Genomic DNA, 24,798 nt, shown 5'->3' on the forward strand with positions numbered 1-24,798 from the left:
AAGTACGAGGGCTCGCAACGTGAGCGAACCATCAAAACGATCGACTTCGTCCAAAACCTGGCTCTATCGCGCAGCGATGCTCGTGGCCTTGGCCTGCACCGGCTGCCAGATGGCTTCCACCAGTTCCAACGTCGCCGGCGTTCGCGCGGTGCAAAACGGACAGCCGATGGTCGCGGTCAATCAATTCCAGCAGGCGCTGGCGAACGATCCAACGAACGCCGACGCCCTCTACAATATGGCGGCCACTTACCACGAGATGGCCAAGACCAACAACGATCAAGCGATGTTGCAGCAGGCCGAGTATTTGTACAACCAATGCCTCGACCAAGATCCGAATCATACCGATTGCTATCGCGGCCTGGCCGTGCTGCTGATTGATACCAAGCAGCCCGACCGCGCCTACAAGCTGATGGAAGGTTGGGCGCAGCGTAATCCGACTTCGGCCGATCCGAAGGTGGAGCTGGCGCGGCTCTATCAAGAATTTGGCGACGACCAAACGGCCCTCGCCCAGCTGAACCAGGCCGTTGCGATCGATGCGAACAACGCCCGCGCTTGGGCGGCGCTCGGCAGCTTGCGAGAAAAGTCAGGCGACTACAGCCAGGCCTTGGCCAACTACCAGCGCTCGCTGGCGCTCAACAATTTTCAGGACGGGGTGAATACCCGCGTCGCCACCTTGGTTCGCCAAGGGGTGCAAGCCGATACGCCGCTCTCGCCCACCGGCGATACCCGCATCGTGCAAAACCCGAACACGACGCAGCGTTATTAATCGGTTGGTTCTACTTCGCGTAAAACCAATCGACCGGCAACCGCTGCACGTTGGTCGTCTGCAGCCCGTTCCCTTGGCCTTTTCCTCTTAGGCCGGCGCAGTACGCCATCAAGACCTGGTCTTGGTCAAACGCCACCGCCAGGTAGCAGTACCAACCGTTGGGATTCTCTTCCAACGTCTTTACGTGCGTCCAGGTCTGACCGTCGTCGCTCGAAATAGCGCAGCGAAGCGGCGTCCGCTTGCCGCGCAGCGAATCAGGGACGTCATGATGATCGTTCCAGAAAAGAAGCAGGTCGCCGGTCGAGGGAATCCGTTCGATCGTCGCCGGAGCGAGAGGCGAGATCATGTCGGAGGGCTTCAGCTGCGACCAGCTTTCGCCATCGTCACTGCTGTACGAAACGAACTGGCTGCCGGCGTCGGTGCGGCACCAGAGCATCAGCCGGTCATCTTTTAAGGCGACGACGCCAGGCTCCTGCGTGATCACATCCTGGCCGTCCCGTTTCGGAGGTCGCGGCGCCGCCGCGCTTCGCTTCCACGTTTGACCGGCGTCGTCCGAGTAGTAACAAAGGATCAGCCCCGCGTTGTTCCGCTCCGGCATGCCGGGGCCGCGATGCTGCGCGACCGGCAACAAGATCCGACCGCTGGCAAGTTGAACCGCGCGGTCGTTGTTCAGGATGTAGTAGCCGATGTCGGCGTCGGGGATCGTGCAGATCGGCTCGCTCCACGTGGCGCCTTCGTCCTCGCTATGTCGCAAATGAGGACGGCAATCGTCCTGAGCGTTCTTGCGCAGGTAGAAGAGGGCGATCCGGCCATCGGCCAACCGAAGCAGCGAGACCGACATCACGTTCAGGCCCCCTTCGTTCGGGACCACAATCTTGTCTTCCTGCGACCAGGTCTTCCCACCGTCGTGGGAAATGCGGCTGGCCAAGTGGGCCTGGGCGTGATCGCCCGATCCGCCGTAGAAGTGGGTGTAGATCAAGAGGACGTCGCCGTTCTTCAAGACGACGAAGTCCCCTTCGCTGTTGCGCGGGTTTCCTTCGCGTGGAGGGAGCAGGACTTGCGACTTCGGCGGTTCGGCCCCGGTCACGGCGGTGGAGATCAACACGAAGAGGAAGCAGAGGCAACAAAGCGGCGATCGCATGCGACTTGGCTCGGATAGGGCAGGGGGCGGGAGGATTTGCGGTACGCCCAGTTTAACCGAAGCCCAACTAGATCGCCGGAGTTAATTTCCAAACGCCGTATGGATTGTAGTAGAGATCGCCAGGAGGGAAGCGGCGGCACTCTTCGCGGCTGATTTCATAGGAGGGAGCGTCCTCTTCCGTCCGAAAGTTCTCGCCGCTGTGGAGGACCGGCTCTTCGAGCAGCATGTACTTGAGGAAAGCGTCGATCGTTTTCGCAGCGGACTGCGAGTCGATCCCGGCGTCCATCACGCAATCGGGATAGCCGATGTTGTGCATGCCGCACGAGTAGTACCCGTCGTTGATGTTGCCGACGAAGACCACGTAGGCCCAGTACAGATTCATCCGATGCGGATTGGCCGCCATGTCGGTCCATTTTGCGGCCGAGTGGGCGACGCCGGACGATTCGATCTTCACCGCGATCCCGCCGCACTTCAGCAATGCGGCGGCGGCTTGCATGATATTCTTGGCCGCCTCTTCCGACCCGCCGTTGGCGATCAGATAGACGCAGGACCGATGGGCGTCGATCTGGGCGAGCGTCTTTTCATCGAGCCAGTCTTTTCCAACCGCCGCGAAGGCGGCGGCCATGCGCGGATTCCGCTCTTCAAACTGGACGGTGAAGGAAGCTCGCGACTCCATGTGCATCATGGCGACGCCGGCGTACAAATAGCCGCCGCTGTACTTGCCGACGGTCATGATCAGATCGTTGCGCGTCGCCCACGGACCAGGAATGCAGATAACCGTTTCAGGGAGTCGATCCGGGGAGCTCATGAAAAATTCCCCGTCGCGGAGAAGGAGGACGGATGGGGGAGTCGCCCGAGTAGCGGGGCGAGCTCGAGTTTCTAGAACGCCGCTCGCTTGTCAAACCCCAGCCGCGACTTCGCCAGCAGCGAGCGGAACTTGGAAGCGGGACGTGGACGAGCGGTCGGCAGGGCGCCAGCCAGGTGCGTCACATCAAAGTGGAGCGTTTGGTCGTTGTCGCAGTGAACGGCGTCGATCAGACGGTCGGCTTGCCGCAATAGCTGCTGTCCGACGCGCTGCGAATTTCCCTGGGTGACGCTGAAATAGGCCAGCAGGTCGTTTTCGTCCGAGAGATGGGTGATCCGGTAGGGAGCGGCGGCCGAACCGTCGCCGGTGGCCAGGATCCCTTCCAACATCGTCTGGAACAGGAATCGTTCCAGATCGGCCTCGCCGTAGCAACCCATTTCGCTGGCGGCGACGCCGGCAAAGAAGTGGGCGGCGGGACTGGCGACCCAGGCGAACGGCATTTCGGTGGTGCGCCAGTACGCTTCGCGGAAATCGCCGCGCTGACAAGCCGCTTCTAACTCGAAAGCGAAACCGCCTTGCGGATCAAAATCGGGTTCCGCGGCTACCTCGGCCTGCAGCTGGGCGAAGCCCTCGCTGGTTGGCGCTTCGAGATAGTTGCGATAAACGTCCGACATTCAAAACCTCACCAAGGGGTCGACAAAACGGATGTTCGAGTTCGTTATCAGCTTCTCTAGAAGCTCTCGACATCGCGCGTGCGTCTTGTCTTAAAGGAGCCGCGCACTCAGTTAACTCTATTTAGACTAACGAGCGCTCTATCGAAAGGCAATAACTTTCGTGCATGCTGCGCGGCAATTTTTCTGCGCTGCGTTTGGTTCAATCAGCGCGCGATGGTCGCTTGATGATGCGAAGACTCGCTTTCGCAGCGCGCTCGAAGGTCGTTCAAAGCGCTGCGCGGTAATGCGGCCAAGAAACAACAATGGCCGCGAAGATGAACTCATCGCGACCTCGTTCTCGAGCAAAGTTTGGTCGTCAGACGACCAATTCAGCCATTGCGATTAGCCGAAAGCGTCGAAGGAAGCCCCTTTACCAGTCTCTTTGCCAATGCGACCCGCCGCTTCGATCAACGAAACTACCGCTTGGCCTTGCTGCTCTTGGGCGTCGAGTCCTTTTTTCGCCACCGCGAAGCTGATCTGCGACTGCGTCGCCGCTTCTTTCGCCGCGAGGACGCTCGAAATCGCCGGATCCAAACCTGTCATCTCTACCCCTTCTGAATACAACAACGCTTATTCAGGGTATCGACCGCCACGAAGCGGAAACTTGGGCGAAAACAGGGCTCTCCCCTGGTGCGGGTTGGCGCGATCATGCCGGCTAATCGGTCTAATCGCGCTCTACTGCAAGCGGATCTTCAGTCCCAGCTCCGCTTTCATGTGGAGCAGGGCTTCGGCGTTCCCTTTCGCGTCGTCGACCGGGTGATGGGTATGCTTCGTCTTCCGCAGATGCTTGAAATTGACGAAACAGTCCTTCTGCATCCCTTTGTAGAGCGAGCCAAGGTTGGTCGAGCTGTGACCGAACGGGTTTTTCCCCACCAAGTGGTGGAAATACCAGTTGATGAACTGCCAATCGAAGCCGTTGTTGTCCGAAATGAACATCGGCTGTCCCTCGGTCGTCTCGCCGATCCACTGAGCGAAGCGTTTCATTTCGCTCTCAGCGGTAGGGAACTCCAGCGTTTCCTCTCTGGAGAAGCCGCTGACCGCCAGCGCTTCGGGAATCCACTTGTCCGAGATCGGGCGAAGACGCCCATAGAACGTCTGTTCGAGACCCGGCGTCACCAGCACGGCGCCAAAACAGACCATCGAGTAGTCGCCGGGGATCGGACCATCCGCCTCGACGTCAATCATGTAGTAACTCATCGATTTCTTTTCCTCTTTCACTTTCTTTCTTTGCTCTCATTCAACCCACGTCTTTGCCGCAGGGCAACATTCTTCGCACCCGCAGCATCCTGAGAGAGGAAAAAAAGAGTCGATCGGCGTCGATTTCCTTTTACAATAGGGAACTTAGATCCCCTCTTTCGTCCCGCCACTGCGTCCCGCCGAGAAGTCTCCATGCTCAGATCCGGTTCAATCGCTCTGTTGTTGGCGCTCTGGGCGTTGCCTGCGATCAGCGCAGCGGCCGATCCGAACGGTGCGAAGCCGAATTTCCTGCTGATCCTGACGGACGATCAGAGCTACGAAGCGGTCGGCTACCGCGGCATGACCCAGGTGCAAACGCCGCATCTCGATCAGCTCGCCAAGCGGTCCCTCTCCTTTACGCACGCCTACAACCAAGGCTCGTGGAGTCCCGCCGTTTGTTTCGCCAGCCGCTTGATGCTCAACACCGGCCGCTTTGTCTGGCACGCCGAGCCGCACTTTCAGACCGCGGAGAAAGAACGTCAGGCCGGGCGGTTCTGGTCAGAAAGCATGAAGCGAGCCGGATACGACACCTACATGACCGGCAAGTGGCACCTGCGAGCCAACGCCCAGAAGGCGTTTGATCATGTCGGGACGCTCACGCTCCCTCTGCACACGCCAGAGCAATACAACCGCCCCTTAAGTGAGGATGACGTCACGTGGCAGCCCTGGGATCGAAAGTACGAGGGCTACTGGAAAGGGGGAAAACATGCCAGCGAAATCGTCGGGGACGAAGCGGTTGAGTTTCTCCACCAAGCCGCCCAGCGAGAGCAGCCCTTCTTTATGTACGTCGCCTTCAACGCTCCGCACGATCCGCGGCAGTCGCCCAAGCGATATGTCGACATGTATCCCCGCGATCAAATCGAGGTGCCGGCCAATTATCTGCCGGAGTACCCCGAGAAGGATCTGATCGGGCTCGATGATCAGCGGCGCGACGAACGCTTGGCGCCATTTCCCCGGACGCGACTCGCGGTGCAGACCCATCGCCAGGAATACTTCGCCATCATTACTCATATGGATGAGCAGATCGGGAAGATCCTCCAGGCCTTGCGCGAGTCCGGCAAAGAAGAGAACACCTACGTCTTCTTCACCTCCGATCACGGGCTTGCGGTTGGGCATCATGGCCTGATGGGGAAGCAGAACATGTACGACCACAGCAGTCGCGTACCGCTGCTGATGGCCGGACCGAGCGTTGAGCCTGGAACAAACGACGCCGCCGTTTACCTGCAAGACATTCTGCCGACGACGCTGGAACTGGCCGGCATCGCCAAGCCGGAGTACGTGGAGTTCCAGAGCCTGACGCCGCTCATCTGGGGCGGCGAGACGCAATCGTACGACGCCATCTACAACGGCTATCTCGACCTGCAACGGTCGATCACCCAAGATGGCTTTAAACTGATCATGTACCCGCCGGCCGGGGTCGTAAAATTGTTCGACCTGCGGCGCGATCCCCTGGAAATGAACAACCTGGCCGCCGATCCGTTGCAAGCGGTCCGGCGGAAGGACCTCTACCAGGCGTTTCGCAAGTGGCAACAGAAGACGGGCGATTCGCTGGTGATGCCGGAATCGATCGTCAGCCAGATTTAACACCCCTCATTCACCCCGGACCAAGAAATATTGGAGTGCGTATGTTCCTGCGATCGCTCTGCGTTTTTGTCGCCGCCTTTGGATCTCTGATCGGCTTCGCCGAAGCCGCCGATTCGAAACAGCCGAACGTCATCCTGATCATGACCGATGATCAGGGATACGCTCCGGTTGGACGTCACGGGCATCCGTGGATCGAAACGCCCAACATGGACAAGCTGTACGACGAGTCGGTCCGCTTTACGCGGATGCTGGTCGCGCCGACCTGCTCGCCGACTCGTTCGGCCCTGATGACCGGTCGCCACCCGATGCGCAACGGCATCACCCACACGATTCTGGAGCGGGAACGGATGACGCTGGATGCGGTCACGCTGCCGCAGACGCTGAAGAAAGTGGGCTACACGACCGGCATCTTCGGCAAGTGGCACCTGGGGGATGAAGACGAATACCAGCCGAATCATCGCGGCTTTGACGAAGCGTTCATTCATGGCGCCGGCGGCATCGGTCAGGCGTACGATTGCAGCTGCGCCGACGCTCCAGGCAATAAGTACTTCAACCCGGCGATCCGCCACAACGGCAAGTTCGTCAAAACCGAAGGCTACTGCACCGATCTCTTCTTCACCGCCGCTCTCGGCTGGATCAAAGAAAAGAAGGACGAGGACGCTCCGTTTTTCGTCTACCTGGTGACCAACGCTCCGCATGCTCCGTTCGTCTCGCCGAAGGAGAACGCCGAGCGGTTCACGAAGCTCGGGTTCGATGAAAATGCGGCCGGCTTTTACGGCATGATCGAGAACATCGACGAAAACCTCGGCCGCATGATGCAAAAGCTCGATGAGTGGCAACTGGCCGACGACACGGTCGTCATCTTCATGTCGGACAACGGCATGTCGGGGGGCGTCTCGGGTAAAAAAGGAAAGCCGCTCGGCAAATCGGCTGACGGCAAAGATCTGTGGGCGTACAACGCCGGCATGAAGGGACTGAAGGGGTCGAGCGACGAAGGGGGCGTGCGCGTTCCGTTCTTCGTCCGCTGGAAAGGAAAGATCGCTCCCAACCGTGACGTCGACCGCATCGCCGGGCACATTGACGTCTTCCCGACGATCGCCGCTTTGGCCGGAGCGCCGCTACCGGAAGGTCAGGTCGAAGGTCGCAGCTTGCTGCCGCTAGTCGAAAACGAAAACGCCGACTGGAAAGATCGCTACCTCTTCACCCACCAAGGTCGCTGGCCGACCGGCGCCGAGCCGAATAACTACGAGTGGAAGACGTTCGGCGTCCGCAACCAGAAGTATCGCCTGGTCGGCGAAGACGCCTTGTTCGACATGGAAGCCGATCCTGGCCAGACGACCAACGTGATCGACCAGCACCAGGACGTCGCCGCGGCGATGAAGACGGCGTACGATGCGTGGTGGAAAGGAACGCGGCCGATGATGGTCAACGAAACGGCCAAGATGTCGCCGACCCGACCATTCTGGGAAGCGTACTACGCCCAAGAGAAAGAGGGAGGAATCCCGGCGTGGGTTCCGCCGCAACTGTAAGCAAGAGCCCCGACTGACCAGGAGGAAGTCCCTTGCGGATACCGTCGTTAGCGATTCTATTCGCCGCATTGCTGGCGGTCTGCAATTTGTCGCAGGCCGCCTTCTCGCAATCAACCGATCCGCACAACGTTCATCTGGGGAGAAATGAGCGGGGAGAGGTCGTCTCGGCCGACTACAGCGGGAGCGGCGGTCTGCGGGCTGCGCGACTTCATGATTATCCCCAGCTCGAATCGCTTTATGTTAGTTATGGTCTGACCCTGACCGCCGACGATATCGCCTATCTCGCCACGGTCGAGCAGTTGAAGTCGATCGAGGTCGGCTTTGCCGGCGCGAGCGGTGAGGAGGTCAAAATCGAAGCCGATTTGGCCCCACTGGCGAAGCTGAAACGGTTGAAGTGGGTCCATCTCAGCAAAGAGCAAATGCAGGACGACGACCTGAAGTTCGTCGCCGCTCTTCCCGAACTTGAGTATCTCGAGTTCCGCGGGGATACAAATCCCTGGGGCGAGAAGGGGCCGGTCGTGACCGATCGATCGGTCGACTATCTAAGCAGAGCGTCGACGCTCAAGCACCTGTTGATTTGTAATGCGGCGCATCTTAGCGACAAGTTCGTCGAGCAAATAACCCGAGGCGTGCCGGGTCTGGAGCATCTTGACGTCGATTCGCCCGATTTGACCGATGAGTCGCTGCGGCTATTAGCGACGCGTTGTCAAAACCTGAATTGGCTCGATCTCAGTTCGGGGCAGATTACCGATGACGGCGTCCGGCATCTGGCCAACGCCAAAAACTTAGAAATGTTGTGGCTCCGTTCGGCGGCTCTCACGGGAAGCTGCGTCGAATCGGTCGCCGGACTGAAGAAGCTCCGCCATCTGGAATTGACGGTCCCGACAGTCGACCAGCGAGGAGTCGAGACGTTGGCCGCACTTCCCAAGCTGGAGATACTCGCTCTCCGCCGTCCGCCGCTAACCGACGAGCAGTTCGCCCGGTTTCGAAATCATCCGTCGCTCGAGTCCGCATTTCTCAACGGATCTCAGCTGACGGAGAAGGAGACCCTGGCGACGATCGCGGCGCTGCCGCTGCTGAAGTACATCTCTTTTTACGGTAACGAACGGTTGGAGGGAGTGGTCGGCAAAGTACTGGCCCAACGTTCCCAGCAGCCTTCCGTCGAACGCGAATAGCTAGAAAACGGGGTCAGGAATCGTCGTCGCCGTAAACGACGTTATCGGTCCGACTCTCTCGGGCGAACGCTTACAACGTCGTACGCACATTACTGGTTGTTCCGACCAGCGTAATCTTGCACTGCGGCAGCGCCTCTTTCAGGCGGGCGGCGCCTTCCTTGGTGATCTGCGGTCCCAAGATGACTTCGCGCAACGTTTTGATCTTCGCCAATTCGTCGATCCCGTCGTCGCTGATCGCCGAGCCGCCGAGGTTCAGGTATTTCAACTTCGGCAGACCTTGCAGCGAGGGGATCACTTTGTCGGTCACCTTGTCGCTTTCGATCGTCAGGCTTTCCAGCTTCGTCAGTTTGGTCAGGTCGGCGAGCGTCGCGTCCTGAAATCCTTCTCCTACCGCCAGCGACGTCAGGTTACTTGCCGTCGGAATCGTCGTGAAGTCGGCGACGCCGCGGACTTTCAAGAGCGAAAGCTGGGTCAAGTTGGTGAGCGCTTCCATCGAGGGCCAAGCGTCGAGCGGCGGATCGCATTTGAGCAAACCGACGTCCAGCGTTTCTAGCGATTGGATGGCGACCAGCTCTTGGACCAGTTCCGGCGAAACACGCACGCCGTCGAACGAGGCTAGCTCGCCAAAGTCGATAGCGATTCGTTTAAGATTCGGCAGTTCATGCAGCGTCGGCGCCGCCCCGGCAGGCGTTTTCGACGAGGTGATCCGCAGCGACTCGAGCTGCGAAAGCTTGCCGATCGCTTGCCACGCTTCTTCGCTCGGCCAGCGAACTTGATAGAGGAACAAGTCGCGGACCGAATTGAGCTTGGCGACCGCGGCGACCAGTTCCGGCGTCATCTCGGCGTCAATCAACGTCAGTTCCGTCAGACCGCGACAGTTGGTCAGCGGCGCCAGGTTCTCGGGTTTGGTTTCGCCGCCGACCAGCGTCAGATGGTGCAGCTTCGACGCCTTGGCGATCGACTCGTATCCCTTGACCGTCAGCGAGGTGCTGTCGAGATCGAGCTCTTCAATCGCGGAACGGCCGATCACCGCCGCATCGTCGTCGCTGATTCCTTTGCCGTAGGCGTTCAAACAGACCGGCGAGTCGAAACCGATAACCCGTCCGACCAAACCTGGCGCCGGCTGATTCAGGAAGAGAGTCACTTCTTCCAGCTCCGCAAAGGCGTTGGGGCCGAAGACGCCGTCGGCCCAGCTTGGCTCGGGCCGTACGCTTGGATCTTCGCCAATCTCGGAGGTGAGGGTCAGTGCTCCGCCGGAGGCTTGCAATTCGTTCTGGAGGCTGTCGAAGCGGGCGGAACGAACTCGATAGTAGCCGACATAGGCCAACACGACGGCCGTAACCGTCACCACAACCATCAACGCGAAGAGCGAGAAGCGGAAGAATCGTTTCATGTCGGACGAGCGTCTACCGATTGCCGATGGAAAGAAGAGCTAGATCGTTGATTGTACTGGCCCCGACTTGTTGAGGCGAATGACAAAGAAAAATAGGGAGAACCGGAATAAAAAAGCCGCCGAGGATACCTCGGCGGCTGTCGATCGGTTCTTTCTCTAGACGTCAGGCTAACCCAAGCGCCAGGTCGCCCCTTCTTTGCGGTCTTCCAGCGTCACTCCAATCGCCGACAAGCGATCGCGGATGACGTCGCTCATCTCGAAGTCCTTCTTCGAGCGAGCGGTCGCGCGGACGTCGATCAACAGCTGCATCAGTTGGCCGACTAGTTCGCTGTCGCCGCTCGACGACTTTTCGGGCGCCTTGACGAAGATCCCGAGGATGCCGGTCAGTTCGCGAAGGACCGAGAACGCCTTTTTGACGCTGGTCAAATCGGCCGACTTGTTCTCTTCCAGCTTCTGCTGGTCGATCGTCTTGTTGATCAAGCGGGCGATCTCGAACAATTCGCTGACGGCGCCGCCGGTGTTGAAGTCGTCGTCCATCTTTTCGAGATAGGCGTCGCGATGCTTGGCGACCACGGTCAGCAATTCGTCCTTGCCGGGAGCGAAGTCCCCTTCTTTCCGCGTCTTGGCGGCGGCCAGGTCGTAGAAGCTTTCGCCGGTCAGACGTTCGTACCGCTCAAACAGACGATAGAAGCTGTCGAGGCCGACGCCGGCTTCGGCGATCGCTTCTTCGCTGAAGAGGATCGTGCTGCGGTAGTGCGTCCGCAGGAGGAAAAAGCGAATCCGCTCGCCCCCTTGGTTCGCGATCATCTTGGCGAGACCGCCGGCGCCTTTGGAGCGGCTCATCTTGCCGCCGGCGTCTTCGGCCGCATCGCTCTCACGCTCGGCGCGACCGCCGATCTTGCCAGCCGCCGAATCGCGACGCAACAGACCGTTGTGCATCCAGTATTTGACCATCGGCTTGGCGTGGCAGCATTCGCTTTGGGCGATTTCGTTTTCATGGTGGGGGAAGATCAGGTCGAGACCGCCCCCGTGAATGTCGAAGGTCTCGCCCAGGATCGCTTTGCTCATCGCCGAGCATTCGATATGCCAGCCGGGACGTCCTTCGCCCCACGGACTCTTCCAGCTCGGTTCTCCCTTTTTCGCCTTCTTCCAGAGGGCGAAGTCGCCGGGAGAGCGTTTGCGGGAAGCGGCCTCGCCACCTTCCCCTTGCATCGCGTCGACAGTCCGGTTGGTCAACTTGCCGTATTCCGGGTCTTTGGTGACTTCAAAGTAGACGTCCCCTTCCGACTCGTAGGCGAACCCTTTCTCGATCAGGTCGGCGACCATCGCGATGATGCCGTCCATCGTCTCGGTCGCTTTCGGCATCTGGTCGATCTGATCGACGCCCAGCGCCGACAGATTGTGCAGGTAGTCGGCGATGTTTTCCTTCGCCACTTCTTCCATGCTGATGCCGCGTTCGATCGCCTTTTTGATCAGTTTGTCGTCGACGTCGGTGATGTTGACGACCAAGGTGACGTCGTAACCCGAGTAAGCGAGATAACGCTTGATCGTGTCAAAAATGACCGGGCCGACCATGTGACCGATATGCGCCTCGGCGTAAACCGTCGGCCCGCAGAGATAAATCCCTACCTTGCCCGGTTCGACCGTTTGAAACTCTTCCTTGGTTTTCGACAACGTGTTGTAAACGCGAATGGTCATGGCTTTGAGCGGTTTTCAGATAAAGAGAAATAGAACACGGAGGCCACGGATGAATCACGGACAAGCACGGTAAGAGCCGGATGCAGCGGGCCAACGTCTCCAGGTTTAGGTTTCGGGGGTAAGTATTTTGCGACGGACTTGCGGCTTGGGGCCAAAATTGAGGAGCAAACCCAAGGGAGTTTGCGTTCCTCGCAAGTAGTTCACTAGCTGAGCTTCGTGAGCCGGTGAGATCGAATCCGCCGCTTCGATTTCGACAATCACTTCTTTGTTAACGAACAAATCGGCGAAATACTCGCCGACAATCACGCCATCATAAAAGACTTGAATTGGATATTGAGGTTCGACAGCCAGTCCTTGGATCGTCAGTTCGTGGAACATCGCTCTCTCGTAGACTTTTTCGAGAAAGCCGGAGCCAAGCGTTTGATAGACTCGATAAAACGCATCAATAATCGGTTGAGTTCGCTGCTGATCAACAAGCATCGCCTTCTCTCCGACCGTGTCTTACCGTGGCTCTTGCCGTGTCCTCCGTGTTCTATTCTGTTTTCTTCCGTCTTCCTTCATCCAGCTTCGGGGCGTCAGATTAACTCGTCGATCCGTTCCAGTAGGACGACGCATTCCGCTTGGATCGCTTCTTGGCGGCCGACGGGGCCGACATGTTCGCCGGTTTTGGATTTGATGCCGATCTGTTCGGGATGGATGTCGAGGACCGCCGCTAGCGCGGTTCGCATCGCTTCCTTGTAAGGCGAAAGTTTCGGTTCCTGGGCGAAAATCACCGTGTCGATGTTGATGATTCGCCACATTTCTTCGTTCACCTTGTGGTTGGCGAAGCGGAGAAAGTCGGCCGAGTCGCGCCCCTTGTTTTCGGCCGAGCTGTTCGGAAACAACTGGCCGATGTCCGGCAAATTGGCGGCGCCCAGTAACGCGTCGGTAATCGCGTGCATCAAAACGTCGGCGTCGCTGTGACCGACCAAGTGATGGTCGTACGGAATATCGACTCCTCCCAGGCGCAGCGGGCCCCCTTCGGCAAGCCGATGGGTATCATGCCCTAATCCGATTCGGATCATGATGGGTCTGCCTGAGCTGGGAAGGTAACCTTAAAAAACGTCAGAGTTTGCGCTCCTTACGCGAACTCCCAATGGCGGGCGATTATAGCCCACATGGCGAAAACCGACAACGCGAACGAGCGAGGGTCGAATTCGGGCGTTTTTCGCCGCGGGCTTCCCGCACTTCCTCTATGACCCGTCAGGGTTACAATCGAAGCATGCCCCCAATTATCGAAATCCAGCAACTGACGAAGTCATACGAGGTCTACCAGAAGAAAGAGGGGCTTCTTGCCTCGATTCAGGGGCTGTTCCACCGCGAATACAAGACCATCGAAGCGGTCCGCTCGATCGATCTGACGGTCGACCAGGGGGAATTCGTCGCCTTCCTCGGTCCGAACGGCGCCGGGAAAACGACCACCCTGAAGCTTCTCTCCGGCGTCATTAACCCCACCAGCGGCAGCGCGACCGTCATGGGATACGTCCCCTGGAAACGCGAAAATGGGTATCGCCGGCGGTTTGCGTTGGTGATGGGGCAGAAGAATCAGCTGTGGTGGGACTTGCCGGCTCAAGACAGCTTTCGGCTCCACCAGAAGATCTACCGGGTCGATGAGAAAGAGTTCCAGCGAACCGAAGACGAACTGACCGACCTGCTCGACGTCCGCCGTTTGCTGAATCAGCCGGTCCGCAACTTGTCGCTCGGCGAGCGAATGAAGATGGAACTGATCGCGGCGCTGTTGCACTCGCCGGACGTTCTCTTCCTCGACGAACCGACGATCGGGCTCGACGTCGTCGCCCAGCACAATATCCAGCAGTTCCTGAAGCATTACCAGGAAGAGCGGAAGATCACCGTTCTGCTGACCAGTCACTACATGAAGGATATCGCCGCCCTCTGCAAACGGGTGGTGGTGATCGCCGGCGGTGAGATCATCTACGACGGTTCGCTCAATGGCATCATCGATCGGTTCGGCGGTCACAAGATCGTCACGCTGCAGTTCGATCAAGAAAGCGTTCCCGGCGACCTCGCCCGATTTGGCGACGTGATCGAGATCCAACCTCCGCGGGCCAAGATCCGGGTCGATCGCAATGCGGTCGGACGCGTCCTCGGTTCGATCCTCGATCAGTACGAACTGGCCGACGTCAGCGTCGAAGATCCGCCGCTGGAGCAAGTGATCGCCGACGTCTTCTCGTTGTCACGCGGATCGGCGTCGCCCGAACCTGCGGCGACTCACTAGTCACGAAGCGAAGGAGCATACGTCATGAGCGAATTGGCGGCCCGCGCTTCGACCTGGTGGGCGATCTTCAAAATCAATTTTCACGAGAAGCTGGTCTATCGCGGCGACTTCATGCTCGGCACGCTGATGCGATTTCTGCCGATCGTGACGCAGGTCTTCCTGTGGTACGCCGTCTTCGGTTCGATCCGCGCCCACATGAGCGGCGATGGCGATCAGGCGAAGATCGCCGGCTACACGTACGACAACATCGTCGCCTACTACTTGCTCTCGACCATCAGTCGCGCCTTCAGCAGTATGCCGGGCCTGGCCTCGGGCATTGCGCTGCAGATTCGGGAGGGGGAGATCAAGAAGTACCTGATCCAACCGCTCGACTTGATTTCGTTCATGTTTTTGAACCGGCTGGCTCACAAGCTGACTTACTACATCGTCGCCGCCGCGCCGTTCGCACTGGTCTTCTGGCTGTGCCGCGACTTCTTCAGCGGATGGCCGCCGCCGCATATCTTGGCGGCGTTTTTCGCATCGCTGCTGATGAGCTTCGCACTCGGGTTCTTCCTGGAAGCGACGATCGGCATGATCGGCTTCTGGTTCTTGGAAGTGAGCTCGCTGCTGTTCGTTTACATGCTGTTCAACTTTTTCCTTTCCGGGCACATGTTTCCGCTCGACATGCTCGACAACGTCAGCGGGCCGTGGGGAATGATTGTGCGGGGACTGCCGCTGATGTACCTCGCTTATTTTCCGGCGGCGGTGTTCCTGGGGAAGATTCAAGGGACCGAACTGGTGATCGGCCTGGTCGTGCAGTTGGCCTGGGTGATCTTCTTTTACGTCACGTGTCGGTTGTCGCTCTACTACGGCGTCAAACGATATAGCGGGTACGGAGGTTAGGATGTCTTCGGAACGCGCCGCGTACGGTTCAGTTTTTTATACGTTCGTCCGGAACAGTCTGATCCGCGACCTTAGCTATCGCAGCAACTTCTTCATCGAGTGCGCGTCGAGCATGTCGTGGGTGCTGATGAACCTGGGGTTCTACCTGCTGATCTTCAGTTTCACGACTGAGATCGGCAACAACACCGGTTGGCGGAAGTTCGAGTTCTTCGTCTTCCTCTCGACGACGTTGTTCATCAATAGCCTGATGCAGACGTTCTTCATGCCGAACGCTCAGGAATTCTCCGAGCTGATTCGGACCGGGCGACTCGACTTCGCGTTGCTCAAGCCGATCGATACCCAGTTTCTGATTTCGTTTCAGAAGGTGAACTGGCCGTCGATGTCGAACTTTTTGTTCGGCATCATCCTGCTCAGCGTTTCGCTCTGGAACCTGACGCAGCGGCCGGAGAATCCACTGGTAATCACCCCGTACATGATCATCGCCTATCCGATGTTCATTCTGTGCGGCGTCGGCATTTTGTATAGCTTGATGATTGTGCTCGCTGCGACCAGCATCTGGCTGGGCCGGAACCAATCTCTTTACGACTTCTGGTTCTACATCACCAGCTTTTCCCGCTACCCGATGGAAATCTACGAAGGGGGAATCGGGGGAACGCTCCGGTTCATCTTCACGTTCATGATTCCGATCCTGGTGGTGGTCAACGTCCCGGCCCGGATCATGGCGAAGCCGGTCGGCATTTCGTCAGTCGAGAATATCGAGCTGGCGATCTTCGCCGTGATCGCGACCGCCGGATGCATCCTGGGATCCCGCTGGGTCTTTAAGCGGGCGCTGCTGAGCTACCGCAGCGCGTCGTCGTAGGTCGTGACCCTAATCACTAACCCGAGGCGCGAGCCGAGGGAGTGCGGTCTCCAGGCGATATCGAGCTTAGAAGCGTGGGGCGATGAGTCGTCAATATCGATGCCGTTCGCGCTTCGACGTTTGACATCTACTAGCGTCCGCATTCCCTCGGCTCGCACCTCGGGTTAGTGTGCGGTTCGCGCTAGGCGTCGATCCATTCCCGTTGCCAGAGCTCCAGCACCAACAGCGCCCAAAGCCGGGCGCTATGGTCGAACTGGTTGCTCATATGCTCATCAAGCAACTCGCGAACCGTCTCTTCGCGGAAGAGCCCGCGGCTGAGCGCTTTCTCGGAGAGGAGCGAATCGGTGAGGAGCTCTTTCAATTCGTGCCGGAACCAATAGTCGAGCGGCACGCCGAAGCCCATCTTGGGGCGGTTCCAGATCTCCTTCGGCAAGCGATCGCCGAAGACCTTGCGCAAGATTTGCTTTCCCCGGCCGCGACTATATTTGCGGCTGATCGGCAAGGCCGCCGCATATTCGACCAACCGGTAATCGAGAAACGGCTGCCGCACCTCTAAGGCGTGCGCCATCGACGCGATGTCGACCTTGCAGTTCAAGTCGCACGGCAAGTAGGTCACCAGGTCGGCCAGCGAAGCGCAGGTTACTGCGTCTCGTTTGCCGCACCGTTGCCAGGCGGCTTTCAAGAAGTCGAACGGATCATTGTCGCCCAGCTGAGCGACGAACTCATCGCTATAGAGTTGCCCGCGTCTCGACTCGTTGAAGATGCTGATCCAGTCGAGATACCGCCGCTGCGGCGACATCGAGATGGCTTCCGAGAACCGTCTCCCTTGCCGCAGCCAAGACTTTTGCCGCCCGCTCGACGGCAGCTTCTGCCACACCTTGGCGCCCAGCACGCGTTTCAGCGGACCAAGCCGATCGATCATCGCCCCCAGGCCGACTGCCCGGTAACGTCGATACCCGGCGAACAGTTCATCGCCGCCGTCGCCGCTGAGCGCCACGGTCACTTCGGCCCGCGTTTGCTGCGAGACGTACCAGGTTGGAATCGCCGAACTGTCGGCCATCGGTTCGTCGTAGTGCCAAATCAGCTTCGGCAAAATCTCAAGGGCGCTCGGCGTGACTTGAAACTCATGGTGCTCGGTTCCCAGATGGGTTGCGACCTGCCGAGCGAAACTCGTCTCGTCATATTCCTTCTGCGGAAAGCCGATCGAGAAGGTCTTCACCGGGCGATCGCTGAACTTCTGCATTGACGAGACGACCAGCGACGAATCGATCCCGCCAGAGAGAAACGCGCCGAGCGGCACGTCCGCTTGCAGGCGAAGACGAACGGCGTCGTCAAACAGTTCGCGCAGTTCCGCCTCTTGCAGATGGGCAGGGCGTTTATCTTCGTGGGCGAAGTCCGGTTTCCAGTAGCGTTCGACATGAAGTCCGGCGTCGCTGAAGACCGCCAATTCGCCAGGCGCCAGTTTCTTGATCCCTTTCAGGATCGTGTTCGGATGGGGAACGTATTGATAGGTCAGGTACTCGTCGACCGCCGAAGGATCCACTTCACGCGGCACGTCGGGCAGTGCGAGGAGCGTTTTCAGTTCGCTGCCGAAAACGATTCGCCCGGCGTGGTGATAGTAGTAAACCGGCTTCTGGCCAAGTCGATCGCGGCCGAGAACCAGTCGCCGCTCACGCTGATCCCAGATTGCGATGGCGAACATCCCATTGAAGTGGCGAAAGCAGTCCGGCCCTTCGTCTTCGTAGAGATGGACGATCGTCTCGGTGTCGCTATGGGTGCGGAAGGTGTGCCCGGCGCCTTCAAGTCGCGAACGCAACGCGTGGAAGTTGTAGATCTCGCCATTGAAGACGGTCCAGACCGTTTCGTCTTCGTTGGCCAACGGCTGATGACCGCCGGCCAAGTCGATAATCGACAAGCGGCGATGTCCCAGGGCGACGCCGGGGATCGGCGGATAGGGACTGCGCGACTGAAAATCGCGCTGATAATAGCCGGCGTCGTCCGGACCGCGATGCGAAATGCTGTCGGTCATTCGCCGCAGCGCATCAGCCGAAACCGCAAGTTGTGGATCGGTCCAAGCCGCTCCGGTAATGCCGCACACGCGCTAGTCCGCCTTGCTGTCAGTCAGGTAAGTGCCGTTTTATCTTTAAGAATAGAACACGGAGGCCACGGATGGGCCACGGAAAAACAGGGTAAGAAAAGAAGATTCTGCAGTTAGAAAGAGGATCGGTTCTCAAAACCCATTCTCTCTTTTTTCCTACCGTGTTGCTCCGTGCTCTTCGCCGTGGCTTCCGTGTTCTATTCTTTCCGAATCGCCGATAAGCGCAATTACAAAGATTGTAATCGGGCTCAGCGGGGCGACTAGCTGCAGAAAAAACAGGCGAAAATCAGCGTTTGAGGCTGACGCAGACGATTTCCTGGTCATTCCGGACGAAAACCGACCGATCGGCGAACGCGGGATGCGCCCAGGTCACCCCGCCGCGACGGGAAAGTTGGGCGGTCGTCGGCGCGATGATCGCAGCCCGGTCGATTTCGTGATACCCCTGCTTCGAGAGTTCGGCGATGATCAACTCTCCCTTTTCGTTGAACAGCCAATAGAGCGTGCCGTTGCGAACGAAGTGGATGTTGCTCCAGCGACCGGGCGGCGTCGCCGTCAGGTCGGTCCAGAGGCGATCGCCGGTGTTGGGATCAAGACAGCGGAGTTCGCCATGGCTGTCGCAGCCGTAGATCGCGTTGCTGGTGAAAACCGGCGTGCTGATGATCGACTGCAGCGCGTCGGTGTCTCGTTCGCTCGGCCCGACCCGTAGCCACAGCTTTTCGACGGTCGGCTGATTCTGATTCTGGTTCAGCTTGAGCATCAGCGAACCGTCGTAGAACGACGTCAGAAACAACCGGTCTCCCTGCACGACTGGGGTCGAAATCCCGATCGGCATGTTCTTCGGCGCCCATGGGAAACGCCAATAGACGTTCCCGTTTTTCGGACTGATCCCGGCGACGCTATCTCCGGTCCAGCAGACGACCACGTCCTTGCCCCCTTGATCGATCAGGATCGGCGCCGAATAGCCGGCCCGGTCATTCAGGGCGCGCCATTCTTCTTCGCCGGTCTTGGTATTCAGCGCAACAATGCAGGCGCCATCTGATCCGCCGATCTGTACGATGACGCGATCGCGATAGACAAGCGGCGCTGCGGCGATTCCCCAGTCGGGCATCCGAATCTTGTAGTCGGCGTTGAGATCGCGCTGCCACAAGATCTGCCCTGTCGCCGCGTCGAGACAAAACAGATTTCCCATCGTGCCGAGGGCAAAGGCGCTGCCGTTATCGATGGTGACGCTGGCCCGCGGACCGGCCTGATAGCCGACGCCGACGTAGGGGCAGTCATATTCATGCGTCCAAAGCTTTTGGCCGGTACGCTCGTCGAAGCAGTGAATTCGCTCGATCTGCTTCGGTTCGACCAGGCGATCGGTCACATAGACTTTGCCAGCGGCGACGGTCGGGCCGCTATAGCCGGAACCGATCGGCGCTCGCCAAACCACTTCCGGTCCCTCGGCGGGAAACTTGCGGAGGATTCGATCTTCGCGCCAAACGCCGTCACGATTGGCGCCGCGCCACTGCGGCCAGTCGTCGGCCGTCGCGACGGAGCAAACGGCCAGACATACGGCGAGCGAAAACCAGGTTGTACGCATCTGTCGAATCCTTCCGTGCGAACTGAACTGCCGCGACTTAACGATTGAACAAAAAGGCGGGGCTGTTGATCAATGCCCAGGCCAGGTCTTGCACGCCGGTCAGACGCTGATTCTTTTCGAGCTCGGCCAGCTTGGCGACCTTCTCTTGCAGTTGTTTCAGTCGACCGTCGCGCGAGCGATAAAACTCGGTCAGCTTTTTCGTCTGCTCTTCGGTTCGCTCGGCTGCGGCGACCGCCAGGATTTGCTGAATCTCTTCCGGCAAGCTGCTCTTCAGATGGAGCGGCCGCGGGCTGGTGGTGACCGAGACGCGGAACTTGCCGAGCAAGTGATTGCCGTCGGTATACTGGAAGCTCATCCGCGCGGTCAAGTTCGTCCCGTCGGCGAAGCCGGCGTCGTCGGCCGTTTCGAAGATCGCCACGTGGGTCTCGTTGAACCGCGGACTAACTGCCCAGCCGCTGCCAGGATTGCCGTCCACGGCGCCGCGGACGTCCCAGCCTTGCTGCGAGAAGGTGGCCTCGCCGCCGGTCAGCGGCACTTCTGCCGACTGATTGGCGTCTTTGCTGCTCGTCGCCGTCAGCTTCAATTCGTTCAGCACGAAGTTGCCGTTCTGGGCGCGACCCGGTCCGCCGGCTGGCAGATTGGAATCGGCGAGCGCTTCGATCCGCACGCCGGTAATGCCGGTCAGGTCGGTCGGAAAGACGAGTTCATATTCATCCTTGGCGAGCGGGCCGGTGACGAAGATCGACTGATCGTCAAGCGATTTGAACTCGGCGCCGACGGTCGACTTCATGCTGGTCGCGGTGAGCGGCTTCCAGTCAGGCGTGCGAGCTGAACCGGCTTCCCAGTCGGCCATTTTCGCCATCAGCTCGGCGTCGTACTTGGCCAACTCTTGTTGGGCCTGTTCGTAGTCGCCGATCGATTCGTGCAACGTGCGGATCGCCAGTTCTCGCTCTTCGGCGGTCGGCTTGCGAGCGAAGAACCGCAGGAAGAGCTCTTCGACCAGCTGGCCGTCGTCAGGCGTCGACTGGGTCAACTTGGTCAGGGCGTTGTTCGGATCGACGATCGCGTCGGCGATGGTCGGACCGTTGATCAGCTTCATCACCGGGCCAAGCATCACGCCGCCAGAGCGTTCGCATTCGCAAGCGCTTTCCCGCGGCGGACGACCGAAGTCGTCGAGGAACGGAATGCGGGCCGAGACGTCGGTCAGCTGCGTCGCCCGGAAGCCGGCCGGAACGCCAGGAAGCTTCGGCGTGCTGCCGGTCGCTTCATGAATTGCGTCGTATAGCACTTCGGCCGGCAAGCGACGCGGCAACGCGTGCGAATAGTTGATCGCGTCATCTTCGTTCCAGCGATTCGTGTCGACCGAATGTTGATAGACCCGCGACGTGCAGATGCGACGGAGGATCGCGTGCATGTCGAAGTCGGTGTCGATGAACTCTTGCGTCAAACGATCGAGCAACTGCGGATTGACGGCCGGGTTGCCGGCGCGGATGTCGTCGATCGGCTCAATGATGCCGACGCCGAACAGATAGCCCCACAGTCGATTGACGTAGCTCTTGGCGAAATACTGGTTCTCCGGCGAGGTCATCCAGTCGGCCAGCTTTTCGCGGCGTGAGTCAGCCTCGACCGCCAGGTCATTCTGATAGGGGAACTCCGGCGGCGCGACGCTCCCGGTCAGCAGATGCTTCACTTCACCCGATCCGGTGTCGTAGATCACTTCGGCCAGCGGCGTGGCGCCTTCGACCGCGGTGCCGCCGATCTTTTGACCGGCGAAATGCTTATCTTCTTTGCGACCGACTTGGGCGAAGAAGGCGGAGAGGTGATAGTACTGGCTCTGCGTCCAACGCTCAAACGGATGGTCGTGGCACTTGTTGCAGTTGAAGCGAACCGCCAGGAAAAGCTGCGTCGTGTTTTCCATGGCGCCTTCCGGATCGCGGAGGATCTTGTAGTAGGAGCTCGGCGGGTTGTCGATGTTGGAACCGGAGGCGGTCAGGATCTCATGGACGAACTGATCGTACGGCTTGTTCTCGGCGATCGATTCTTTGATCCAGTCGCGGAACGCATGGACGCCCGGCTCGCCGAGGAACTTTTCGTTCACCTGCAGCAGATCGGCCCATTTGTTGGTCCAGTATTCGATAAACGGAGCGCTGCCGATCAGCCGATCGACCAAGGCTTCTCGCTTCGCTTGGGTCGGCGCCTGATCGGCGAGGAAGGCTTTCACCTCTTCGGCGGTCGGGGGCAACCCGGTCAGGTCGAGCGAAACGCGGCGGATAAACTCTTCATCGCTGCAGATCGGGCTCGGCAGCACTTTGACGCGCTGCAGCTTGTCGTAGACCAGCTCGTCGACGTAGCTTTCGGTCGGCGGATTGTTCCACTCGAAGCCGGTACGATCACCCATCACGGTGACGGTGGTCGCCGCATAGGCGCCGTCGAACCGCGCGAGCACCGCCGCTTCGCCGCGACGCATCAGCGACAACACGCCGTAAGCGTCGGCGACCGCCACTTCGATATTGCCGCTTTCGATAAACGCGTCGGCGGTAACGTCTTTGACCGTGCCGTCGGCATACGTGGCGAGAATCACAAACTGCTGCTTCATCTTCGGCAGCGGAATCACCGGGTTCTTCGGCAGGATCTCGATTGAAGTCACCTTGGGCGATTCAAGATTCAGTTTCACGCCGCCGGCGATCCAGTTGCGCAAGATCTCGTAGCGGCGATCTCCCGGCTTGGTCAGTTGCCCGCCGACATGCGGAATGGCGCCGCTCGTCTTCAGCAGCATCAAGCTTTGATCGGGCGCCGCCCGATTGAATCGGCGGCCGGCGATATCGTCGACCAGCGCCCGGTGATCGTAGATCGGATCGTAACCACGGAGCGAAAGCTTGAAGCCGTTCTTGCCGTCCTTCGCCCCGTGACACGTTCCTTGGTTGCACCCCATCTTCGACATCGCCGGGTTCACGTCGCGGACATAGTCAGCGTGGACTTCCGCTTCCTGATTGCGCACGACGACCGGGATGTTGACGCTCTGATCGCCGTATTTTAGGACTAGCTGAGTCTCGCCATCGGCGGCGGGAGAAACGAGCCCGGTCGGCGAAATCTGGAATTGAGTCGACTGATCCTGGCGCTGGGCGACGCGGGTCAGGTCGACGATCTCGCCCGAGTCGAGCGTGCCGGTGACCAGCACCTGGGCGTAGGCGAACGGCGAATCGAGTTCGATCCGCTCGGGCCACGCTTCGACTTTCACCAATTGCTTGCCGGCGGGAATCGTGTTCTCAGCAGCAGCGGCGGCCGCAAACATGGCCAGCAGCGACAACGTGCTGTAGATGACGTGCGATTTCATAAAAGCGTTTCCTTGCCGAATGGATGTGCGCCGCTGAGCGGAAGGAAGGTTTAGTTCGTGGAGACCGTTTGACCCGTCAGCGGGACTGCCGAGAACTCTCGCACCAGCGAGCCGTCTTCGACCTTGTTGATACGAATGACGCCGTCAAATCCGACCGACGCCAACTCTTTGCCGTCAGGACTGAACGCGATCGAATAGACCGGGCCATGCTGCCCCTCCATCTGCCGCAGCAGTTTGCCGTCGGCCGCGTCGAAGAGGTGAATCTCGCCGGTCTGGTCCTTGCTGCTGCCAGCGGCGACCAACTTGGCGTCGGGCGAAAAGGCGACGTCGTACACGCGGCCCGGCAACGCCGGGAACGCGCGGATCAGGTTGAAGTCGTCGCCGATCTTGCGATCTTTTTCGCGGAACATCTTGTAGATCTTCGGCGCCCCGTCGGCGCCGCCGATCAGCAGTTGATCTTCGGTCGGATGACGCATCACCGACACGATCCCTCCTTTGAGCGCCCCCGGCGTGATGCTGGTAATGTTGTCGATAAAGCGTTCGGTCTTCACCTCGTACAGCTTCATCGTCATATCGCGGCTGACCGAGACCAAGTGCGAGCCATCTTTGGAGAAGGTCGTATCGAGAGCCCAGTCTTCATGGGCGCCGTTGAAGAGTTGTTGTTCGCCGGTCTCGGCGCTGAAGACGCGGACCGTGTTGTCGCCGCAGCCGACCGCAACTTGCTTACCGTCCGGGGACCAACTGCCGCCGTAAATCGTGTCGTACGAAACGGGAATCGAGAACGACAGTTCGCCGCTCTTCACGTCCCACATTTGCAGTTCGCCCAAACGTCCCGGCGAACCGCCGGCGACGACCAACTTTTCGCCGTTGGGAGAGAAGCGGGCCGATTCGATTCGCTCCGACATCCCGACCAAACGTTTGGCGATCCCGCTGCCGTCCGCATGTTGCAGCAGCACTTCGTGGTAACCCGATACGGCGAGCAAGCCGCCGTCAGGCGAGTATTCGATCGACGTGAGGACCGGCGGCATCGAATAGATCGGCGGATGATCTTGATCGAAGATCGGGCGAGCCGACTCCGGTGTATCGTCTTTGGCGCCTTGCGAGATCCAGAGGCTCAGCGTCTGGCGATCGGCTTCGCTCAGCGGCGGCTTCCCTTTCGGCATGTCGGCCTTGCCATCGGTCGGCGTGGTCTGCGCGACCAGCGAGCTTTCGTCCGGCTTGCCGGGCACAATCGCCGCTTCGCCGCTTTCGCCGCCGGCGATCAGCTTGGCGAAGTCGGTCATGACGTACTCGCCTCCTTGCTTGGCCGGTTGATGGCAGCCTTGGCAATTGGCCTGCAAGATGGGACGAACGTCACGATAGTAGCTGACCGTGCGCTCTTCTTCTGCAAAGAGTGGAGCGGAGCTGAATAGGAGCAACGCAAATACGAACAGCTTCGACGGCATCGCAACGGATCCTTTTCGAAAGCGCCGGCTTGTGAGCAGGATTGGGGAGTAGGGAAGGGAAGGGGGCCGCTGGGGATTTGCGGCGCGGGATGACGTGAGATTAATGCTAACCGAAAAGTTGGCGAGATTGCAAGAATTTCCTACCCCCCCGGCGGAATAATGGGGCGTAACAAGAGGTTAGCCGCGATAGCTCTCGCTATCGGGGCGGCGCAGCCGCTAGAAGCATCAAAGCTCGGCTGGGAAATAAATGGGGGTAGACCACTTCAGAATGGACTCGACCGCC

General features: G+C 59.3%; 20 protein-coding genes. 7 read left to right on the forward strand and 13 right to left on the reverse strand.

The annotated features are described in order from the left end of the window. Positions 1–19: 19 nt before the first annotated feature. Positions 20–766 carry a tetratricopeptide repeat protein gene (locus tag LOC68_RS22090; RefSeq protein ID WP_230222763.1) on the forward strand — a complete coding sequence of 249 codons (747 nt, stop codon included), beginning with the start codon at positions 20–22 and terminating at the stop codon, positions 764–766. Between the two features lie 10 nt (positions 767–776). Here LOC68_RS22090 and LOC68_RS22095 read toward each other — a convergent pair whose 3' ends face one another. The 5 genes from LOC68_RS22095 to LOC68_RS22115 all read right to left on the reverse strand — a co-directional run bounded on the left by LOC68_RS22095 (position 777) and on the right by LOC68_RS22115 (position 4,622). After that, complete coding sequence (locus LOC68_RS22095) at positions 777–1,907, reverse strand: sialidase family protein (RefSeq protein ID WP_230222764.1); 1,131 nt, start codon at positions 1,905–1,907, stop codon at positions 777–779. Between the two features lie 67 nt (positions 1,908–1,974). Continuing rightward, positions 1,975–2,715: a hypothetical protein gene (locus LOC68_RS22100; protein ID WP_230222766.1), complete on the reverse strand. Its 741-nt coding sequence runs from the start codon at positions 2,713–2,715 to the stop codon at positions 1,975–1,977. Between the two features lie 71 nt (positions 2,716–2,786). Further along, positions 2,787–3,386, reverse strand: coding sequence for a hypothetical protein (locus LOC68_RS22105; RefSeq protein ID WP_230222768.1), 600 nt, complete (start codon positions 3,384–3,386; stop codon positions 2,787–2,789). 381 nt (positions 3,387–3,767) lie between these two features. Continuing rightward, entirely contained in the window at positions 3,768–3,968 is a 201-nt protein-coding gene (locus tag LOC68_RS22110; protein WP_230222770.1) for a putative motility protein, read from the reverse strand. 132 nt (positions 3,969–4,100) lie between these two features. Then, positions 4,101–4,622, reverse strand: coding sequence for a 3'-5' exonuclease (locus LOC68_RS22115; RefSeq protein WP_230222771.1), 522 nt, complete (start codon positions 4,620–4,622; stop codon positions 4,101–4,103). A 192-nt stretch (positions 4,623–4,814) separates the two neighbouring features. Here LOC68_RS22115 and LOC68_RS22120 point away from each other — a divergent pair, with 192 nt between their 5' ends. From LOC68_RS22120 to LOC68_RS22130, 3 genes are read left to right on the forward strand one after another with little or no spacing between them, the layout of a single operon-like run. Next, positions 4,815–6,245: a sulfatase-like hydrolase/transferase gene (locus LOC68_RS22120; protein WP_230222773.1), complete on the forward strand. Its 1,431-nt coding sequence runs from the start codon at positions 4,815–4,817 to the stop codon at positions 6,243–6,245. A gap of 41 nt (positions 6,246–6,286) precedes the next feature. After that, positions 6,287–7,774, forward strand: coding sequence for an arylsulfatase (locus LOC68_RS22125; RefSeq protein ID WP_255670762.1), 1,488 nt, complete (start codon positions 6,287–6,289; stop codon positions 7,772–7,774). 32 nt (positions 7,775–7,806) lie between these two features. Then, positions 7,807–8,949 carry a hypothetical protein gene (locus LOC68_RS22130; protein WP_230222775.1) on the forward strand — a complete coding sequence of 381 codons (1,143 nt, stop codon included), beginning with the start codon at positions 7,807–7,809 and terminating at the stop codon, positions 8,947–8,949. Positions 8,950–9,019: 70 nt separating this feature from the next. On the opposite strand, the gene LOC68_RS22135 is transcribed toward LOC68_RS22130, so the two are convergent. The 4 genes from LOC68_RS22135 to ispF all read right to left on the reverse strand — a co-directional run bounded on the left by LOC68_RS22135 (position 9,020) and on the right by ispF (position 13,104). Next, positions 9,020–10,342: a leucine-rich repeat domain-containing protein gene (locus LOC68_RS22135; RefSeq protein WP_230222777.1), complete on the reverse strand. Its 1,323-nt coding sequence runs from the start codon at positions 10,340–10,342 to the stop codon at positions 9,020–9,022. Positions 10,343–10,510: 168 nt separating this feature from the next. After that, a complete protein-coding gene (gene cysS, locus LOC68_RS22140) occupies positions 10,511–12,040 on the reverse strand; it encodes a cysteine--tRNA ligase (RefSeq protein WP_230222779.1) in 1,530 nt (509 codons plus the stop codon). A gap of 105 nt (positions 12,041–12,145) precedes the next feature. Further along, positions 12,146–12,520 (reverse strand): GxxExxY protein, encoded by a 375-nt coding sequence (locus tag LOC68_RS22145; RefSeq protein ID WP_230222781.1) that lies wholly within the window; start codon positions 12,518–12,520, stop codon positions 12,146–12,148. Between the two features lie 95 nt (positions 12,521–12,615). Continuing rightward, on the reverse strand, positions 12,616–13,104 hold the full coding sequence (gene ispF / locus LOC68_RS22150; protein ID WP_230222783.1) for a 2-C-methyl-D-erythritol 2,4-cyclodiphosphate synthase: 489 nt from the start codon (positions 13,102–13,104) through the stop codon (positions 12,616–12,618). Positions 13,105–13,301: 197 nt separating this feature from the next. Between ispF and LOC68_RS22155 the strand changes: the two genes are divergently transcribed. From LOC68_RS22155 to LOC68_RS22165, 3 genes are read left to right on the forward strand one after another with little or no spacing between them, the layout of a single operon-like run. After that, entirely contained in the window at positions 13,302–14,315 is a 1,014-nt protein-coding gene (locus tag LOC68_RS22155) for an ABC transporter ATP-binding protein (RefSeq protein WP_230222785.1), read from the forward strand. Between the two features lie 24 nt (positions 14,316–14,339). After that, positions 14,340–15,197, forward strand: a complete 858-nt coding sequence (locus LOC68_RS22160) for an ABC transporter permease (protein WP_230222787.1) — start codon at positions 14,340–14,342, stop codon at positions 15,195–15,197. A gap of 1 nt (position 15,198) precedes the next feature. Further along, positions 15,199–16,056, forward strand: coding sequence for an ABC transporter permease (locus LOC68_RS22165; RefSeq protein ID WP_230222789.1), 858 nt, complete (start codon positions 15,199–15,201; stop codon positions 16,054–16,056). A 181-nt stretch (positions 16,057–16,237) separates the two neighbouring features. Here LOC68_RS22165 and asnB read toward each other — a convergent pair whose 3' ends face one another. From asnB to LOC68_RS22185, 4 genes are all read right to left on the reverse strand, one after another. Beyond that, a complete protein-coding gene (gene asnB / locus LOC68_RS22170; RefSeq protein ID WP_230222791.1) occupies positions 16,238–18,154 on the reverse strand; it encodes an asparagine synthase (glutamine-hydrolyzing) in 1,917 nt (638 codons plus the stop codon). Positions 18,155–18,440: 286 nt separating this feature from the next. Then, positions 18,441–19,736, reverse strand: a complete 1,296-nt coding sequence (locus LOC68_RS22175; RefSeq protein ID WP_230222793.1) for an outer membrane protein assembly factor BamB family protein — start codon at positions 19,734–19,736, stop codon at positions 18,441–18,443. Between the two features lie 37 nt (positions 19,737–19,773). Continuing rightward, a complete protein-coding gene (locus tag LOC68_RS22180; protein WP_230222795.1) occupies positions 19,774–23,070 on the reverse strand; it encodes a DUF1549 and DUF1553 domain-containing protein in 3,297 nt (1,098 codons plus the stop codon). Positions 23,071–23,120: 50 nt separating this feature from the next. Next, entirely contained in the window at positions 23,121–24,515 is a 1,395-nt protein-coding gene (locus tag LOC68_RS22185; protein ID WP_230222796.1) for a c-type cytochrome domain-containing protein, read from the reverse strand. Positions 24,516–24,798 lie beyond the last annotated feature (283 nt).

This window comes from Blastopirellula sediminis (assembly GCF_020966755.1).
GTDB classification, from domain to species: domain Bacteria; phylum Planctomycetota; class Planctomycetia; order Pirellulales; family Pirellulaceae; genus Blastopirellula; species Blastopirellula sediminis.